The organism is Halopseudomonas sabulinigri (assembly GCF_900105255.1).
GTDB classification, from domain to species: Bacteria; Pseudomonadota; Gammaproteobacteria; order Pseudomonadales; family Pseudomonadaceae; genus Halopseudomonas; species Halopseudomonas sabulinigri.
On record NZ_LT629763.1, the window covers coordinates 2,947,219 to 2,962,943 of the forward strand.

The following is a 15,725-nucleotide window of genomic DNA, read 5'->3' on the forward strand; positions in this document are numbered from 1 at the left end:
CCCCCCGGCGCGGTTGACCCGGACAGCGGAAAATACCGTTGCCGCCTCGTGATTATTCCTGCAAAAGGACGCTCGCATGCTGTTGCTGATTCTCGGCCTTATCGTCTTTCTCGGCGTGCATTCCACGCGCCTTTTCGCGCCGCAATGGCGCGCCCGGCAAATAGCCGCCAAGGGCCTGAAGGCCTGGAAAGGGCTGTATGCGCTGGCGTCGATCGTCGGCTTTGTATTGATTATCTACGGCTACGGGCAGGCGCGGCTGGATCCTACCTGGTTGTGGGTTTCCCCGGTCTGGACGCGCCATCTGGCGGCGCTGCTGACCCTGCCGGCGTTCATTCTGCTGGCCGCCACTTACATTCCCGGTTCCTGTCTCAAGGCGCGTATTGGCCACCCGATGTTGCTGGGGGTGAAGTTCTGGGCGCTGGCCCACCTGATCGCCAATGGCAGCCTGGCTGATCTGTTGCTGTTTGGTGGTTTTCTGGCCTGGGCGACCGCGCTCTTTGTGATCTCGCGCAAGCGCGATCGGCTGGCGGGCGTGAGCTATGGCAAGGGCAAGCCGGCGATGGACGCCGTGGTGGTGATCGTCGGCCTAGTCGCGTGGGCAGCTTTTGCTATGTACCTACACGGCGTGCTGATTGGCGTGAAGCCCCTGGGCATGTAATCGCCGCCAGTTTGCTAGCGATAACAAACCCGCAACGCTGCGGGTTTGTTGTACTTGAGCCTTGATCAGCCGCCTCCGGCGCTATTGCAGAAGGCTGCCTGCCTCCGCGCGCGGCTGGGCAGTCGGGCGGCGGATGTGTTATCACTCGGGTTTCGTTGCTGTATCGATATAGGAAGGCCGTATGCAATTACCAGCCTCAGCGCTGCGTTATTTCCCCTATCTGTTCTGCCTGGTGGGTGCGGTTGCCACCCTGGGCCTCACCTGGTTCTCGCTGCTCTGGTTACTGGCCGCACTGCCCTTGACGGTATTGGCCGTGATGGGGACCTGGGATGTACTGCAAAAGCGCCGCACCATCAGCCGCAACTACCCGGTACTGGCGCACTTTCGCTATTTTCTTGAGTCCATCGGCCCGGAGCTGCGGCAGTACTTCATTCAGTCGGATACCGATGAGCTGCCGTTCTCGCGCGAGCAGCGCAATATCGTCTATCAGCGCGCCAAGGATATTCTCGACAAGAAGCCCTTCGGCTCGCTGATCCCCATGAACGCCGAGGGCTATGAGTGGATGAATCACTCGCTGGCACCGGTGGAAATCGTCGACAAGAACTTTCGCGTCACGGTGGGCAGCCACCCGAAAACGCTGAAGCCCTACGACGTCAGTGTCTTCAATATTTCCGCGATGAGCTTTGGCTCCCTCTCGGCCAATGCGATCCTGGCGCTCAACGCCGGAGCCAAGAAAGGCGGCTTCTACCACGACACCGGCGAGGGTTCGATCTCGCGTTATCACCGTGAACCCGGCGGCGACCTGGTGTGGGAAATCGGCTCCGGCTACTTTGGCTGTCGCAAGCCCGATGGCAGCTTTGACCCTGAACTCTTTGCCAAGAACGCCCAGCTGGATCAGGTGAAGATGATCGAGATCAAGCTGTCGCAGGGCGCCAAACCGGGTCACGGTGGCATTCTGCCGGGCGCCAAGGTGACGGAAGAAATTGCCGCCGCGCGGGGCGTACCCGTGGGCGAAGATGTGGTGTCGCCGGCGGCGCACTCGGCCTTCCATACGCCGCTGGAACTGATGGCGTTCATTGCTCAGTTGCGAGAGCTGTCGGGTGGCAAGCCGGTAGGCTTCAAGCTAGCCATCGGGCACCCCTGGGAATGGTTCGGCATCGTCAAGGCGATGCTGGAAACCGGCGAGCATCCTGATTTCATCGTGGTCGATGGCGGGGAAGGGGGCACCGGCGCCGCGCCGCTGGAGTTCATCAACCGCCTGGGCATGCCGATGACTGATGCCGTGCTGCTGGTACACAACACTCTGGTGGGCGCCAACCTGCGCGAGAAAATCGCCCTGGGTGCGGCGGGCAAGGTCACCTCGGCATTTAATATCGCACGCACCCTGGCCCTCGGCGCCGACTGGTGCAATGCGGCACGAGGCTTCATGTTCTCCCTTGGCTGTATTCAAAGCCTGAGCTGCCACAACGACAAATGCCCCAGCGGCGTAGCCACCCAGGACCACGGCCGTGGCAGCAAGCTGGATGTCGCCGACAAGAGCGAGCGGGTATATCACTTTCAGCACAATACGGTGCTGGCGCTGGCCAACCTGCTGGAAGCTGCCGGGCTCAGCCACCCGCGCGAGCTGGGGCCGGAGCACATCATGCGGCGGGTGACCAAATACGAGGTGCAGCCCTACAGCGAGTTGTTCCAGTTTCTGGAGCCGGGTGTGTTGCTGGATGGCCGTGCCGAGCTGCACGTATTCAAGAAGTACTGGGCACAGGCCAAGGCCGACAGCTTTGGCGCACCCGACTTCATGATCCGGCTACGCGAAACCAAGTTGCGTTAGCCCCAGACCGAGAGGGCGAGCAGGGCAAAGGTGGCAAGCCAGTGCTCGCCCATATAGTCGCCGCGCAGGTGCGGCAGGCTCACCTGCAGGTGGGCCTCGGCGCTCGCCTCTAGCCGCGTGCGCACCGCCTCCGGCAGGTCTGCTGCCAGCGCCTGCAGGCACCAGGCGCGGCTCAGGTTCAGTCCGTCCAGATGCGCCAGCTTGCCATCGCTGCGGTCGCGGCTGTGGGCCGGGGTCAGCAGTTGCGCCGGTTCGCCTTGCGCCAGCTCTGGCAGAAAGGCGTCAAACCAGCGGTGGAATTCAGCCACCGGTAATAACCGCTGCATCAGTGCCGCCTCTTGCAGGGCCGGGGAAAGAAAGTCCTCACCGCCCGGCTCCCAGGCCTGGCATGCCCGATCCGGCAGATAGAATTCAGCGGCGCTGGCATGAATCTGCGTGAGCAGCGCCCGGTCATCGCAGGCCTCGGCGTAGTCCATCGCCAAAAGCAGTGCAAAGGCGGTGTTAGTATGCGCGCCGCTGCGAATCGGTGCACTCAGGCGTGGCAGGTACGCGCATAGCCGGCTCGCCAGTTCGCGGGCCAAGGGTTGTAATGTGCTCGCCCACGGCAGTCCGGCGGCGCTGAGTTCAGCCTGCAGCTTGAGCAGCCAGGCCCAGCCGTAGGGGCGCTCGAAGCTGCCGTTGCCCTGGCGTTGGAAGAAGGCACATTCCTGCGCCACCTTGGCCGGGGTCAGGTGGCGGTCAAACAGGGCGTCGATCTGCACGACCTCCGGCAACGCCGGTTGCAGCCGCCGAATGCGCGCCAGTAGCCAGTAACTGTGTACGCAGGAGTGCCAGTCGTAGCTGCCGTAAAAGATCGGGTGTAACTGGCTGGGAGGCAGCAGGTCTGCGGCCGATTGCAGCCGCAGCGGTTCGATGTGAGGGTATTCGCGCTCTACATGGCCCAGCGCGATGCGTGCCAGCGCGCCCAGCTCGGCGGCGGTGAGCATGCTAGCGGACCCGCTGCCAGTCGATATCGCGCAGCAGCCAGTGACCGTCCTCATCCAGCCAGAACAAGCGTATATCGTATTGACCGGCGCTGTTGGGCAGAAAGCGCTCGGCGCCGGCCAGGGTCACGCGCGCGGTGGTTTCGGCGCGTTCGGGGTACGCCGGGTCGATAGTCGTGGTCTGGCTGCTGACCAGTACGCCAATGCGCTGGTTCTGCAGAAACATCAGCCGCAGGGTGCGTTCGGCCCAGGCGTTGTCGTACTGATCCTGGGCGCTGAATTGCGGATGCAAGAGTTCGGTAACCTGCTCGCGGTCGCGTGATTCGATGCCCTCCTGCAACTGCTCAAGGGCCTGATTCAGACGTGCATCAGGGGAGGAGGGCCCGCACGCGCCAAGGCTCAGCGAAATCAACAACAGAAGTAGGATGCGCACAGGTGACAGCAGCCTCGCAGGTCAGTAATGTGATGCTTTCTCAAGAGAATGGCGCGGGCGCGGAGGATTGGGCAAAACTGCTCTATGGCAGGCCGCCCGACGCGCTGGCGCTCAGGCCAGGAGCCCATCATGCAATTGTTGTATCCGGAGATCAAACCCTACGCCCGCCATGAACTGGCCGTGGCTCCACCGCATGTTCTCTACGTTGATGAAAGTGGCCAGGAAGACGGCCTGCCGGTGGTGTTTATCCACGGCGGACCGGGTGCTGGCTGCGATGCCCTGAGCCGCCGTTTTTTTGATCCCTCGATCTACCGCATCATCACCTTCGACCAGCGCGGTTGCGGCCGCTCCACCCCGCACGCCAACCTGCAGAACAACACCACCGCCGATCTGGTTGCCGACATGGAGGTGCTGCGCGAGCACCTGGGGATCGACAAATGGGTACTGTTCGGCGGCTCCTGGGGCTCGACGCTGGCGCTGGCCTACGCGCAGGCGCACCCAGACCGCGTCATGGGCATGGTGCTGCGTGGCATCTTCCTCTGCCGCGAGCAGGACATTCGCTGGTTTTATCAGGAGGGCGCCAGCCATATTTTCCCCGACTTCTGGGAAGACTACCTCAGCCTGATTCCCGAGGAAGAACGCCACGACATGGTCGCCGCCTACTACCGCCGCCTGACCGGGGATGACGAAATCTGCCGTATGCACGCGGCCAAGGCCTGGTCGGTATGGGAAGGCCGCTGCGCCACCCTGCGCCCCAGCCCGCAGGTGATCGACCGCTTCAGCGATGCCCGCCGCGCCTACGCCATCGCGCGCATCGAGTGTCACTACTTCGCTAACAAGACCTTCCTCGAGCCGAACCAGTTGCTCAACAACATGGCGTCCATTCAGCATATTCCCGGCATTATCGTGCACGGGCGTTACGACATGGTCTGCCCGCTGGATAACGCCTATGCGCTGCATCAGGCCTGGCCGAGCAGTGAGCTGAACATCATTCGCGACGCGGGCCACGCCGCCTCCGAGCCGGGCATAGCCGATGCACTGGTGCGCGCCACCGGCGATATGGCCAAGCGCTTGCTCGACCTGGCCCCGCAGGCCGAATGAGATGAAGGGTTTGCTGCAGCGGGTGCGCCAGGCCCGGGTTGAGGTCGCAGGTGAAATTGTCGGTGCGATAGATCAGGGTCTTCTGGTACTGGTCGGCATTGAGCCACAGGACACCGAGGCCAGCGCCGACAAGCTGCTCAAACGCCTGCTCGACTACCGCGTTTTTACTGATGCCGATGGTCGCATGAATGATTCCTTGCGGCAGGTGCAGGGTGGCCTGCTGCTGGTATCGCAGTTCACGCTGGCTGCTGATACCCGCAAGGGCCTGCGCCCTGGCTTCTCCACCGCCGCGCCGCCGGCGCAGGCGGAGCTGCTATTTAACTATCTGGTGAGTCAGGCGCAGGCGCTGCACGCGCCGGTCGCCACTGGGCGGTTTGGGGCGGATATGCAGGTGCATTTGGTGAATGATGGGCCGGTGACCATTATGTTGGAGACCTGACAGGTTTGCCGCATTGGCTTGGTTCCAGTTTCACTTTTGAGCCCTCATTGCTGATTATCTTTATTAGCTTCACGCGAGTGTTTCGCCTTTTCCGGCGAGTTACTTTTCTTTGAATGGCCAAAGAAAAGATAACCAAAAGAAATCCACCCCGACCAAGCTGGCCTGCGGCTCCCCTGCGTTACTCAGAGTTGAGCGCGCCTGCGGAACTCGCTTCGCTCAGACAGTCCTCGGCTTAATCGCTCAACCCCTGCGTTACTCGGCAGCTTGGAAGGGGGACGAAGGACCTGAGATCGGTGTGGTTTTCTGGTTTGGTTGCTTGGTTAAGTCGCGCAAAAACAAGCAACGACACGGACTCCTAGTCCCATCTGAGCGGGCGAGTAGCGCAGAGCTGTCGGGAATGAGCCCGAGGACTGTCTGAGCGAAGCGAGTTCCGCAGGGCCCCGGCAGCTTGAGCAACGCAGCGAACCCGCAGGGCCGCGCAGCTGGGTGCCCGAGGGGGTTGTTAGGGGGAGATGGGCAAGCATCTCCCCCTAACTCGCCTAGAGGCGAAAGCGGAAATCAGCCAACCAAAAACACTTAAAAGCTGCACGGCTCCAGCAGCAATTTAGAGGGCCATCACCCCACCGCATAAACCCGCGACCAAACATAAATCAACACCGCCGCCGCGACCGTCCAAGCCACTACCGCCAGCACCAATGTAGTAATCAAACTGAACCGCTGGCTGAACCAGGCAATAGAGATCAGATACAACGCATAGGGGATCAGTGACCAGAGCCCGAACAACGCCGTACTGCGCAGGTCACTCGATAGCCGCTGCGTGCCGATAATGTAATGAGCGATGATGGTGAAGGTGGGAAATAATGGCACCAGACCGGCGATATAAAAGCTTTTCGACTTCGCCAGCAGGGCAATCAGCAGCACTGCAAGCGCACCCATTACACATTTGAGCGCAAGGGACAGCATGGTGGTTCTTCCGGGAGCAGGGGAGGGAACGGCTAAGCTAAGCCCGGCACGTGATTCCGTCAATTACCGCTGTGTAGCAAAGCGTTCGCCGCTGACCGACGGCGCCTTGCGGCGCCATCGAGCTGCCTGAATCAGGCCTTGGCAGCGGCTTCAACCCAGTCCAGGCGGTCCTGCCCGAAGAACATCTCATCACCCACAAAGAAGGTGGGGGCGCCAAATACACCGCGCTTTACCGCTTCTTCGGTGGTCGCTTTCAACTGTTCCTTGACCGCCGGATCGCTAACCTTGGCCATCACCTCGGCCGGATCAAAGCCGCCCTTGGCCAGCACCTTGCCGACTATCTCCGGCTGGCCCATATCCAGCTCATCGATCCACATGGCGGTAAAGATGGTCTCAAGGTAACGATCGAAATCCGCACTGCCCTGGTAGGCAGCGGCCCCGCGCATCAGCTGCAGGGTATTGATCGGGAAGAAGGGGTTCTGGTTCAGCGTGACGCCGTAGCGTTGGGCATAGCGCTGCATGTCGATGCGGCTGTGGGCGCCCTTGGCCGGCACGGTCGCCGGTGAGCTGTTGCCGGTGGCCATGAATACGCCGCCGAGCAGCATGGGTTTCAGCTCAATGCTGGCGCCGGTGCGTTCGGCCAGGGCGTCGAGTTGGGTCCAGGCCAGGTAGCTGGCAGGGCTGCCGACGTCGAAATAGAACTCGATGGTTTTGCTCATAAAAGTCTCGCTTGCAGTCAGTGGGCAATCGGTTGAACGTTGGGTCAGAAGGTTTCCATCCAGGGGCGCAGATCCAGCTCGTGCGTCCAGCTATCGCGCGGCTGGTTATGAATCGCCCAGTACTGGTCGGCAATGTGCTCCGGATTGAGAATGCCGCCCTGATCCTTCAGAGCATAGCGCTCGGGGAAATTGTCGCGGATAAAGGCGGTGTCGATCGCGCCGTCGATGATCGGGTGCGCCACATGGATACCCTTGGGCCCCAGCTCGCGCGCCATGCTCTGGGCCAGCGCGCGCAGGGCGAACTTGGCGCCGGCGAAGGCCGCGAAGCCCGAGCCGCCGCGCAGCGAGGCGGTGGCGCCGGTAAAGATGATAGTCCCCTTGCCGCGGGGCAGCATGACCTTGGCGGCTTCGCGGCCGGTGAGGAAGCCAGCGAATCCGGCCATCTCCCAGACCTTGCGATACACCCGCGCTGTGGTGTCGGTAATGCCGAAGCGCACGTTGGCGCCGATGTTGAAGATGGCGACCTCGACCGGGCCGATCTCGCGTTCGATCTGCTCGAACAGCGCGACCATTTCCTCTTCACTGCGGGCGTCGCAACCAAAGGCATGGGCCTTGCCGCCGTCGGCTTCGATCTGGCTGACCAGCTCGCTCAGGCTGTCGGCATTGCGGCGGGTAACGCAGAGGGTAAAACCTTCACGGGCAAAGCGACGGGCGATGGCGCCGCCAGTGGCGTCACCGGCGCCAATCACCACGGTCACGGGGGCGGGAGCAGTCATGCGCAGTTCCTCTTGTGGATTCGTTATTCAGCACGTAGGTTCTTTTTAAGAACTGACACGATAGTGGGTTTCTTTTTGGAACTTGTCAAGCTAGGCTGGAGCCCTTGCTACCGAGGAGTCAATCATGCGCTGGGAAGAACTCGATCAACAGCCTTGCTCGCTGTCACGCACCCTGGCGGTCATCGGCGACCGCTGGACCCTGCTGGTGCTGCGCGACTGCTTTCTCGGCGTGCGCCGCTTTGATGCCTTCGAGAAGCGGCTGGGCGTGACCCGGCACCTGCTCGCTGATCGCCTAAAAAAACTGGTCGAGCACGGGGTGCTCTACAAACAGCCCTATCAGCAGCGCCCGCTGCGCGAAGAATATCGCTTGACCGACAAGGGCCTGGCGCTGCACCCGGTAATCATGTCGCTGGTGAGCTGGGGCGATACCTACATGGCCGACGAGCGTGGCGCGCCAATCGAGCATATCCACAAGGCCTGCGGCCAGCGGATGAAACCGGTGATGGTCTGCTCGGAGTGCGCCGAGCCGGTTGGTGCGCGGGATGTTCGGGTCGAGGTGGGCGAGGCCTTTGGGGATGAGGTTCACGCACTGCTGGCGACCTGACCGACAAGTGGCTCAGATTTGCGTTGCTGTAGCCCGTTTCAGTATTTCTTCTACCAATTGCTTCGTGCTGATCTTCAGCCCGTTAACACTAATTCGAAAGGGCTTTGGTTCCTGACTCTTGCGTGCGCCCATCAGCCAGCGCCTCAGGGGTGAAAGGCCCTTGAGGTAGTCTTCGGGGTTGCGTACCCAGATGAAGACGAATCTCATGCCTTGAAATTCGAAAGGTTTGGCGAAGATGATATCGCGCCAGGAAATAGTGCCAACCTTCAGGTGTCTGTAGGTGAGTCCGGTATCGTCGAGTACCAGCTCAGGCCCCGCTTGTAACATGCGGTATAGCGAGCCTAATAGCAGAACCACGCAAAGTAGCAGAATACTCCATCCTGCGAAGCTATCATTTGCTTCATGATCGACCGTCAAGATCGTAATGATCCCGCCCAGAGAGCCAATAACTGCGAGGGAGAACTTGAATTTGGAGATAGGGATGTTGAGCGTGTCCACCGGGCGCTTCCTGTGCCGTTGTTGGATTCCGTTCCGCAAGTGCGGCCGCTAGCTGTAGCAGATCTGTTGCGAGGGTCACAGCTGCCGCGAATAACCGGCGGATTGTAGCAGCCGGCACGCCAGACAAAGACCGGCCGACTTGCGTCGGCCGGATCGCATAGATCAAGGCAAGCGATGCATCGCACAGATCTTGTTGCCGGAGGGGTCGCGCAGGTAGGCCAGGTACAGCTTCATGCCGCCGCCTTCGCGCACACCCGGTGGGTCTTCACAGGTAACCCCGCCATTGGCCAGGCCGGCCGCGTGCCAGGCATCGGCCTGCTCGGGGCTGTCGACCGCAAAGCCGATAGTGCTGCCGTTGCCGCAGCTGGCGGGTTGGCCGTTGATCGGTTTGCTCAGGGCAAAGGTGCCGGTCTTGGTGAAATAGAAGCAGCGGCCCTTGGGGTCGATGACGCCGGGTTTGCAGCCGATAACGCCCAGTGTTGCGTCGTAGAACGCCTTGGACGCTTCAATGTCGTTGGCACCCAGCATGATGTGGCTGAACATGGTTGTTCCTTTTCATTGTTGGTCTGTTTGCCGAAGCTCGGCCTCGCCAGCGTCGAGCCAAACGCGCTCGCCGTCAAGGCCCATAGGCGCGGCTGATTGGCTAACCGCGCCCATGCCGATGGAACGGTATTAGGCGATCAGATCTTCAATCGGCGTCTGGCCCTTGTACAGCTCATAAATCACGTTCTTGCTCTGACCGGTGCTCAGCACACGGGTAATCACCCGTGCCACATCGGCGCGGGCGATGCTTTGTGCATCGAGCTGCTCGGGGCGGCGGGTGGTGATCTGGCCAGTGCCGCCATCGTCTGTCAGCTTGCCGGGCCGCAGGATGGTATAGGGCAGGCCGGAGCGCAGCAGGTAGTCATCGGCCATGCACTTGGCGACCAGGTAGGGCTTGATCGGCGAGTCGATGGCATCGGGGTCATCGGCGCCGCGCGCGCTGATCATCACAAAGTGCTTAACGTGATGCTTGATAGCGTAGTCGACTGCCTTGCGCGCGGCCCAAAGATCAATCAGCAGGGTTTTGTCCGGACCGGTGCTGGCGCCGGAACCGGCGGTGAAGACCACGCGGTCGCAGCCGCTCACGGCGTGCTCAAAGTCGTCTTCCAGGTTGGCCTCGATAAACTCGATGCCCTGCAGGTGCGCCAGCTTGGCCGGGTCACGCGCCATGGCCAGGGTGTCTATGTCGGCTTGCTGCAACATCGGCAGCAGCAGCGAGCCGATCTTGCCGGTACTGCCAATTACCAGTGTCTTGCTCATGGGGGAATATCCTTGCTCGGGTGCATTACCTTCTGTGGAGTCTGGATGCCGGGGTAAGTTCAGCCTTGGGCGGGGGGCGCGCGCTCGTTGGTCGGGAGGGAGCCTGGTCCTTCTAATTCAGCGAACAGCGGTGATCTTCACCAGCTTGTTGCCTTCAAATTCGAGGCTCTGGTAGTTGCCGGAAATGTTGTAGATCCATTCTTCGATATTCATTACGCGCACGCGATCACCCACCTGCAGCCGATCAACGTAGCCGATCACCTCGCGGGAGACAGGTTCGCCGCAGGCCTGCAGCACCTTGATCTTGAGGTCGCCTTCATCCACCAGGTTGGTGCCGCAGCGCAGGGCGTAGGCGTTCATGCTGCCCAGCAGAGCGGCGAGAGTCATACAGCTAGAGATCAGGAAACGGCGGGACAGTAACATGGCAGAGGCCTCGGTATCGGCAAGGAATGCCTTGATATTCCCACCGGGCGGCGGGATACACAAGGCAGCCGACACATCAGGCCACAGCGGCGGCCAGGGCGGCCGCCGCGGCGAGCAGGTTACGCCGAGGCTTCGGCCTCGTAGTTGGCGTAGGAGTGCTTGAGGGTGGCGTGGTTGAGCAGCATCTCGGCCTTGAGCACTTCACCGCTGGCGTCATAGATGCGCGACAGCACCCAGTAAGACTCGGTGCGTTTGCTCTCTGACAGCGCGACCACTTCGCGGCGGATCAGGTAGTCCTCACCGACAAACAGCGGGCCGTCGATCATGCGGATTTCCTGATCGGCAAACAGGCCAATGACCGGCTGCTTGACGGGAAATTCGGCGTCCTTGCTGGTGTATTCCGCCAGTACGCTGACCATTTCGGTCGGGATGATGGCGCGGCCCCACGGGGTGCTGCTGGCGTCGGAGTACCAGCTGGAATTTTCGGTGATGCCTTCCAGCTTCTGATTCAGCGAAAACGGGTAAAGGTTGCCCATGTGCTGATCCGGGTCCATGCGCACTTTCTCATCGGCCGCACCCTTCATGCCCACATGCAGGTCAGCCAGAATCACCAGTTTCTCTGGCGCGCGCAGCTTGGCCATGCGCTCGTACAGCAGGCTTTCACCCGGTGCGGCGCCCAGGCTGGCGCTGGCTTCCAGTACCGGCGTGCCGTCGGCCTTTTCGGCCCAGCAGCGCACGCGCGTCGCGCCTGGCGCGGGGCGTTCAACAAAGGCGCGCAGCTGCTCGCCCTCGACCACCATGTTCTGGAAGTGCGACGAAAAACAGCCGCGCTCGAACCAGGCCTGACCCCAGATCTCGACCAGCATGGGAGCAAACATACTGAAGTGGGTAGGGCCTTCAATCGGCCCGGCGCGAAAGCCCAGCTTCTCGGCCATGCTGTCGTCGTGGATCGAGGTATGGCCGCTGTATTCCTGATCGGCCAGCATCTGTTTCGGCTCGCGCAGCGGGCCGCAGAGGTAGAGCGGGGTATCAAAACTCATGGGCAACTCCTGTCAGTGAAAAGGTGAAAGCGGCTCAGCGCAGCATGCCGGCCAGGCGTTCGCGGATGATGCCCTCGGCCTCGTTCATGATGCGCTGCACCAGCTCGGCTACCGTGGGAATATCGTTGATCAGGCCAGCCACCATGCCGCAGGACCAGGCGCCGGCATCCATCTCGCCGGTTTTCATGATTTTCGGATACACGCCGGCCACTTCATCGACGATGTCTTCAAACTTCAGGTCGGCGCCCAGACGACGCTCTTTCTCCAGTAGGCGCTCGACCGCATCGTTGACCATCACGCGCTCGGTGTTGCGCAGTGGGCGCATGACCAGGCGGGTATCCAATTCGCTGGCGGCGACGATGGCGGCCTTCACGTTCTGGTGAACCGGCGCTTCCTGGGTGGCAATGAAGCGGGTGCCCATGTTCATGCCCTCGGCGCCCAAGGCGAGCGCGGCAGCCAGCGAGCGGCCATCGGCCATGCCGCCGGAGGCGACAAAGGGAATGCTCAGCTCCTCTGCGGCGCGGGGCAGCAGAATGAAGTTGGGCACATCGTCTTCACCGGGGTGGCCGCCACACTCAAAGCCGTCCACGCTCACCGCATCGCAGCCAATGGCCTCAGCCTTGAGGGCGTGACGCACGGCGGTGCACTTGTGAATGACCTTGATGCCGTTCTCGTTGAGGATCGGCAGCCATTTGGCCGGGTTGTTGCCAGCGGTTTCCACGGCTTTCACGCCGCCCTTGATGATGGCGTCGATATAGCCGGGGTAGTCGGGCTGTTTTACCGACGGCAGAAAGGTCAGATTGACGCCAAAGGGCTTGTCGGTCATCTCGCGGCAACGGCGAATCTCGTTCGCCAGAGCTTCCGGGTTGGGCTGGGTCAGCGCAGTGATCATGCCCAGGCCGCCGGCATTGGCCACGGCGGCGGTCAGCTCGGCGTAGCCAACATGGTGCATACCGCCCTGAATGATCGGGTGTTCAATACCAAAGAGTTCTGTGATGCGGGTTTTCATGGTCTGGATGCCTCGCCTTGGCACGCGTCTGTATCGGGTGCCGGATTGTGTAACCGGGTGGTGTACCCAGCTGTTTGAAAATTAACCGGTCGAGTTTAGGCGCGGCGGCCAGAGCGGGCAAATGGTCGGTGGTGTGTTATTCATGCAGCTTATGGCCGCGCGCTTGGGCTATGCCGCGCTGCCGGCAAGGGGCCGCTTGCGGCTATCATGGGTGTTTACCAGATCATTGCCGCCCACAGGATTCGCCCTATGCAACTGCTGAAAACCCTCTGTCTTCTGGCCCTAACCGTGCTGCTCACTGCCTGCGGCGGTCATGACTTTGAGGGTGTGTATGAGAGTCGTGCGGGCTCTGACAACGATGCGCTCAACTCCATCGCGGAGCTGGTGGGTGGCGAGAAGCTGGTGATTGGCTCGGATTACATCGAAACCCAGGGCAAACGCACCGAGTTTGATGACATCTTCGAGCGTGAATCTGCCGGCGAACGCTATCTGGTATTCAAAACCGGCGAGCATGAGGAAGTGTGGCGAGTGGTGGATGACCGCACCCTGATGAAGGGCGCCGGGCTGGTCAACATCAAACTGATACGGCTGCCCTGACAGCGGCCGCGGCTACCCCATAACCAAGAGAGTCATGATGTCCTCTAGCACGCAGCGCCCCAACATGGTGATCACCGTGTTGTGCGGCACCCTTACTTCCCTGGTGGTGATCGGTTTTGCGCGCCTGGCCTACGGCGTGATTCTACCCTCCATGCGCAGCGACTTGGGGTTCTCATACCAGCAGGCCGGCTTGCTCAGCACAGTGGCGGCGCTGTCGTACGTGTGCTTCGTGCTAGCCGGCGGGCTGGCGGCGGCGCGCTGGGGCGCCAGGGCCTCTATTTTGTTTGGCATGCTGCTGGTGGCAGTGGGCTTTACCGGGCTGACAGTGGCAAGCCACTTTTGGCTGATCGCCTTACTGATGGCCCTGCTGGGGATTGGCGCCGCGTTTGCCTTCGCACCCATGATCGCCCTGCTGGCCGCCTGGTTTCCGGACCACCGCGGCCTGGTGATCGGCTGCATGAGCAGCGGTGTGGGTATCAGCGTACTTGTGACCGGCCTGCTGGTGCCGCAGCTGTTTGCCCTCTTTGGCGAGCAGGGCTGGCGCGTGAGCTGGGGCGTGTTTGCCGCTATCGCCTTCGCCGTCAGCGCCATCATCGCGTTGTTTGTGAAGAACCCGCCGCAGAGTGCGGCCAGCGAGCGCGGCCCGGTCCCGGCCGATGAAAAGTGGCTGATCTACCGTAACCCGCGCGTTCTCATTGTTGCCGCCACCTACGGCATCATCGGCCTGGGCTACATCGTACAGACCGTGTTCATGGTCAGCTTTATGGTCGAAAGCGGCTTCAGCGAAGCCCTGGCCGGACGCTATGTCGCCATGATGGGGCTGCTGTCGATCTTTGCCGGGCCGCTGTGGGGTTGGGTGTCGGATTTCTGGGGCCGGGGCAACGCGCTGGCGATCGCGCTGTTTCTGGTGATTGTGGCGGTCGGCTTGCCGTTGATTGGTCAGACCAAGACTTATTTCTTCTGCCATTATCTGCTGGTCGGGCTGTCGCTCAACGGCGTCTTCTCGATGATCCAGACCAGCGCGACCGACCAGGTCGCCCCGCGCTACATCCCCATCGCCTTCAGCTTTGCCACCCTGTTCTTTGCCGTGGGCCAGTTTCTGGGCCCGGCCATCGCCGGCTGGCTGATTGAAACCACTGAAGGCTTTACAGCCGCCTTCAGCTTTACCGTGGTGGTGCTGTCGGTCGGCTTTGGACTGGCGTTACTGATCCGTCGCTTTCCCAAGACGCTGGCGGTGGGGGAGCCTTCTGAAGCGGCGGTGCCTGACCGCTAGCCAGTGGCGCCCTGACCTGCGCCGTGTCTAGGCCGGGGTGGCGACGAGGAGCGGATTGCTGCGCTCCTCATCGCGCAGGCTGAGCACCTCGTAACCGGTCGCGGTCACCGCGAGGGTGTGCTCCCATTGGGCGGAAAGCTTTTTGTCGGCGGTGACTACCGTCCAGCCATCCTTCTTCAGCTTCACCTTGGCCTTGCCCTGATTGATCATCGGCTCGATGGTAAAGGTCATGCCCTCGCGCAGTACCAGGCCCTTGCCCTTCTGGCCGAAGTGCATCACCTCCGGCGCTTCATGCATCTCGCGGCCAATGCCGTGGCCGCAGTAGTCGCGCACTATGCTGTAGCCGTGCTTTTCGGCGTGCCGCTGTATGGCGTTGCCGACATCGCCCAGGGTGGCACCGGGGCGCACCACCTTGATGCCCTCCCACATGGCCTCGTAGGTTTTGTCGACCAGACGGCGTGCCAGCGGGTGCACTTCGCCCAGCAGGTACATCTTGCTTGAGTCGGCAATAAAGCCGCCTTTCTCCAGGGTTATGTCCAGGTTGACGATATCGCCGGACTTCAGCAGCTGGGTTGGCGAGGGCATGCCGTGGCACACCACGTGGTTGATCGAGCAGTTGAGCACGTAGGGATAGTCGTACTGGCCCTTGCTCGCCGGGCGCGCGCCCAGCTGCTCGACGATAAAACGCTCGGTGAGATCGTTGATCTGCATGGTCGAGAGTCCGACCTTTACCTGGCCATCCAGGTAGGCAAAGACTGAGGCCAGCAGCCGGCCGGCCTCGCGCATCAGCGCGAGCTCGGCCTCTGTCTTGACGATGACCTCAGACATTCGCCACCTGCCGTAGGTCAACCTCAGCCTGCTTCATCTGCTCGGCCATCAGCTGCGTGTAAGACAGTCCCGGATTGGCTTCAGCCAGCATGCCGACGCGCATCCAGAACTCGGCCTGTGCGTTGATCGAGCGCACCATCACCGCGCTGGCTTTGCGCACCTCTTCGTGCAGATCGTCGTTGATTTTTACAATGCCCATGGCAATACCTGAATATACGAAACGTATACGCATCGTATGCTCTGTGGTGTAG

The 15,725-nt window shown here is 61.5% G+C and carries 20 protein-coding genes; 7 read left to right on the forward strand and 13 right to left on the reverse strand.

Annotated features, from left to right (window positions below):
- Positions 1-76 precede the first annotated feature (76 nt).
- Together BLU26_RS13285 and BLU26_RS13290 are read left to right on the forward strand one after the other, a co-directional pair.
- A complete protein-coding gene (locus tag BLU26_RS13285; RefSeq protein WP_092287384.1) occupies positions 77-658 on the forward strand; it encodes an NnrU family protein in 582 nt (193 codons plus the stop codon).
- 181 nt (positions 659-839) lie between these two features.
- Entirely contained in the window at positions 840-2,486 is a 1,647-nt protein-coding gene (locus tag BLU26_RS13290; protein ID WP_092287385.1) for an FMN-binding glutamate synthase family protein, read from the forward strand.
- Here the strand turns inward: BLU26_RS13290 and BLU26_RS13295 are convergent.
- Positions 2,483-3,472 (reverse strand): DUF2891 domain-containing protein, encoded by a 990-nt coding sequence (locus BLU26_RS13295; RefSeq protein WP_092287386.1) that lies wholly within the window; start codon positions 3,470-3,472, stop codon positions 2,483-2,485. The genes BLU26_RS13290 and BLU26_RS13295 overlap by 4 nt on opposite strands.
- 1 nt (position 3,473) lies before the next feature.
- The gene (locus tag BLU26_RS13300) at positions 3,474-3,902 is read right to left on the reverse strand and encodes a hypothetical protein (RefSeq protein ID WP_092287387.1); all 429 of its coding nucleotides are present in this window, start codon (positions 3,900-3,902) and stop codon (positions 3,474-3,476) included.
- 129 nt (positions 3,903-4,031) lie between these two features.
- Here BLU26_RS13300 and pip point away from each other — a divergent pair, with 129 nt between their 5' ends.
- A complete protein-coding gene (pip, locus tag BLU26_RS13305) occupies positions 4,032-5,003 on the forward strand; it encodes a prolyl aminopeptidase (RefSeq protein ID WP_092287388.1) in 972 nt (323 codons plus the stop codon).
- Position 5,004: 1 nt separating this feature from the next.
- Positions 5,005-5,442: a D-aminoacyl-tRNA deacylase gene (dtd, locus tag BLU26_RS13310; protein ID WP_092287389.1), complete on the forward strand. Its 438-nt coding sequence runs from the start codon at positions 5,005-5,007 to the stop codon at positions 5,440-5,442.
- Positions 5,443-6,057: 615 nt separating this feature from the next.
- Here the strand turns inward: dtd and BLU26_RS13315 are convergent.
- The 3 genes from BLU26_RS13315 to BLU26_RS13325 all read right to left on the reverse strand — a co-directional run bounded on the left by BLU26_RS13315 (position 6,058) and on the right by BLU26_RS13325 (position 7,900).
- On the reverse strand, positions 6,058-6,402 hold the full coding sequence (locus BLU26_RS13315) for a GlpM family protein (RefSeq protein WP_231702070.1): 345 nt from the start codon (positions 6,400-6,402) through the stop codon (positions 6,058-6,060).
- 134 nt (positions 6,403-6,536) lie between these two features.
- Positions 6,537-7,124, reverse strand: coding sequence for a 2-hydroxychromene-2-carboxylate isomerase (locus tag BLU26_RS13320; RefSeq protein ID WP_092287391.1), 588 nt, complete (start codon positions 7,122-7,124; stop codon positions 6,537-6,539).
- Between the two features lie 44 nt (positions 7,125-7,168).
- On the reverse strand, positions 7,169-7,900 hold the full coding sequence (locus BLU26_RS13325; protein ID WP_092287392.1) for an SDR family oxidoreductase: 732 nt from the start codon (positions 7,898-7,900) through the stop codon (positions 7,169-7,171).
- Positions 7,901-8,024: 124 nt separating this feature from the next.
- Here BLU26_RS13325 and BLU26_RS13330 point away from each other — a divergent pair, with 124 nt between their 5' ends.
- Positions 8,025-8,504 (forward strand): winged helix-turn-helix transcriptional regulator, encoded by a 480-nt coding sequence (locus BLU26_RS13330; protein WP_092287393.1) that lies wholly within the window; start codon positions 8,025-8,027, stop codon positions 8,502-8,504.
- A gap of 12 nt (positions 8,505-8,516) precedes the next feature.
- Here the strand turns inward: BLU26_RS13330 and BLU26_RS13335 are convergent, their stop codons facing one another.
- The 6 genes from BLU26_RS13335 to BLU26_RS13360 form a co-directional block, all read right to left on the reverse strand.
- Entirely contained in the window at positions 8,517-9,002 is a 486-nt protein-coding gene (locus tag BLU26_RS13335) for an STM3941 family protein (RefSeq protein WP_092287394.1), read from the reverse strand.
- A gap of 162 nt (positions 9,003-9,164) precedes the next feature.
- Positions 9,165-9,545, reverse strand: a complete 381-nt coding sequence (locus tag BLU26_RS13340) for a VOC family protein (RefSeq protein WP_092287395.1) — start codon at positions 9,543-9,545, stop codon at positions 9,165-9,167.
- A 129-nt stretch (positions 9,546-9,674) separates the two neighbouring features.
- Positions 9,675-10,304, reverse strand: a complete 630-nt coding sequence (locus BLU26_RS13345; protein WP_092287396.1) for an SDR family oxidoreductase — start codon at positions 10,302-10,304, stop codon at positions 9,675-9,677.
- A gap of 117 nt (positions 10,305-10,421) precedes the next feature.
- Positions 10,422-10,691, reverse strand: a complete 270-nt coding sequence (locus BLU26_RS13350) for a DUF2845 domain-containing protein (protein ID WP_231701949.1) — start codon at positions 10,689-10,691, stop codon at positions 10,422-10,424.
- A gap of 155 nt (positions 10,692-10,846) precedes the next feature.
- Positions 10,847-11,767, reverse strand: a complete 921-nt coding sequence (locus BLU26_RS13355) for a hypothetical protein (RefSeq protein ID WP_092287397.1) — start codon at positions 11,765-11,767, stop codon at positions 10,847-10,849.
- A gap of 34 nt (positions 11,768-11,801) precedes the next feature.
- A complete protein-coding gene (locus BLU26_RS13360; protein WP_092287398.1) occupies positions 11,802-12,776 on the reverse strand; it encodes an NAD(P)H-dependent flavin oxidoreductase in 975 nt (324 codons plus the stop codon).
- Positions 12,777-13,025: 249 nt separating this feature from the next.
- Here BLU26_RS13360 and BLU26_RS13365 point away from each other — a divergent pair, with 249 nt between their 5' ends.
- Positions 13,026-13,373 (forward strand): hypothetical protein, encoded by a 348-nt coding sequence (locus BLU26_RS13365; protein ID WP_092287399.1) that lies wholly within the window; start codon positions 13,026-13,028, stop codon positions 13,371-13,373.
- Between the two features lie 37 nt (positions 13,374-13,410).
- The gene (locus BLU26_RS13370) at positions 13,411-14,646 is read left to right on the forward strand and encodes an MFS transporter (RefSeq protein ID WP_157719368.1); all 1,236 of its coding nucleotides are present in this window, start codon (positions 13,411-13,413) and stop codon (positions 14,644-14,646) included.
- Between the two features lie 27 nt (positions 14,647-14,673).
- Here BLU26_RS13370 and map read toward each other — a convergent pair whose 3' ends face one another.
- The gene (gene map, locus BLU26_RS13375; protein ID WP_092287401.1) at positions 14,674-15,474 is read right to left on the reverse strand and encodes a type I methionyl aminopeptidase; all 801 of its coding nucleotides are present in this window, start codon (positions 15,472-15,474) and stop codon (positions 14,674-14,676) included.
- A complete protein-coding gene (locus tag BLU26_RS13380; protein ID WP_092287402.1) occupies positions 15,467-15,673 on the reverse strand; it encodes a ParD-like family protein in 207 nt (68 codons plus the stop codon). The genes map and BLU26_RS13380 overlap by 8 nt, the downstream gene beginning before the upstream one ends.
- Positions 15,674-15,725: the final 52 nt, after the last annotated feature.

Bases quoted from the DNA above. Each gene is read 5' to 3' on its own strand.
- BLU26_RS13285 (WP_092287384.1), top strand. From the start codon at position 77: ATGCTGTTGCTGATTCTCGGCCTTATCGTCTTTCTCGGCGTGCATTCC.
- BLU26_RS13290 (WP_092287385.1), top strand. From the start codon at position 840: ATGCAATTACCAGCCTCAGCGCTGCGTTATTTCCCCTATCTGTTCTGC.
- BLU26_RS13295 (WP_092287386.1), bottom strand. From the start codon at position 3,472: ATGCTCACCGCCGCCGAGCTGGGCGCGCTGGCACGCATCGCGCTGGGC.
- pip (WP_092287388.1), top strand. From the start codon at position 4,032: ATGCAATTGTTGTATCCGGAGATCAAACCCTACGCCCGCCATGAACTG.
- dtd (WP_092287389.1), top strand. From the start codon at position 5,005: ATGAAGGGTTTGCTGCAGCGGGTGCGCCAGGCCCGGGTTGAGGTCGCA.
- BLU26_RS13320 (WP_092287391.1), bottom strand. From the start codon at position 7,124: ATGAGCAAAACCATCGAGTTCTATTTCGACGTCGGCAGCCCTGCCAGC.
- BLU26_RS13325 (WP_092287392.1), bottom strand. From the start codon at position 7,900: ATGACTGCTCCCGCCCCCGTGACCGTGGTGATTGGCGCCGGTGACGCC.
- BLU26_RS13330 (WP_092287393.1), top strand. From the start codon at position 8,025: ATGCGCTGGGAAGAACTCGATCAACAGCCTTGCTCGCTGTCACGCACC.
- BLU26_RS13340 (WP_092287395.1), bottom strand. From the start codon at position 9,545: ATGTTCAGCCACATCATGCTGGGTGCCAACGACATTGAAGCGTCCAAG.
- BLU26_RS13345 (WP_092287396.1), bottom strand. From the start codon at position 10,304: ATGAGCAAGACACTGGTAATTGGCAGTACCGGCAAGATCGGCTCGCTG.
- BLU26_RS13350 (WP_231701949.1), bottom strand. From the start codon at position 10,691: ATGACTCTCGCCGCTCTGCTGGGCAGCATGAACGCCTACGCCCTGCGC.
- BLU26_RS13355 (WP_092287397.1), bottom strand. From the start codon at position 11,767: ATGAGTTTTGATACCCCGCTCTACCTCTGCGGCCCGCTGCGCGAGCCG.
- BLU26_RS13360 (WP_092287398.1), bottom strand. From the start codon at position 12,776: ATGAAAACCCGCATCACAGAACTCTTTGGTATTGAACACCCGATCATT.
- BLU26_RS13365 (WP_092287399.1), top strand. From the start codon at position 13,026: ATGCAACTGCTGAAAACCCTCTGTCTTCTGGCCCTAACCGTGCTGCTC.
- BLU26_RS13370 (WP_157719368.1), top strand. From the start codon at position 13,411: ATGTCCTCTAGCACGCAGCGCCCCAACATGGTGATCACCGTGTTGTGC.
- map (WP_092287401.1), bottom strand. From the start codon at position 15,474: ATGTCTGAGGTCATCGTCAAGACAGAGGCCGAGCTCGCGCTGATGCGC.
- BLU26_RS13380 (WP_092287402.1), bottom strand. From the start codon at position 15,673: ATGGGCATTGTAAAAATCAACGACGATCTGCACGAAGAGGTGCGCAAA.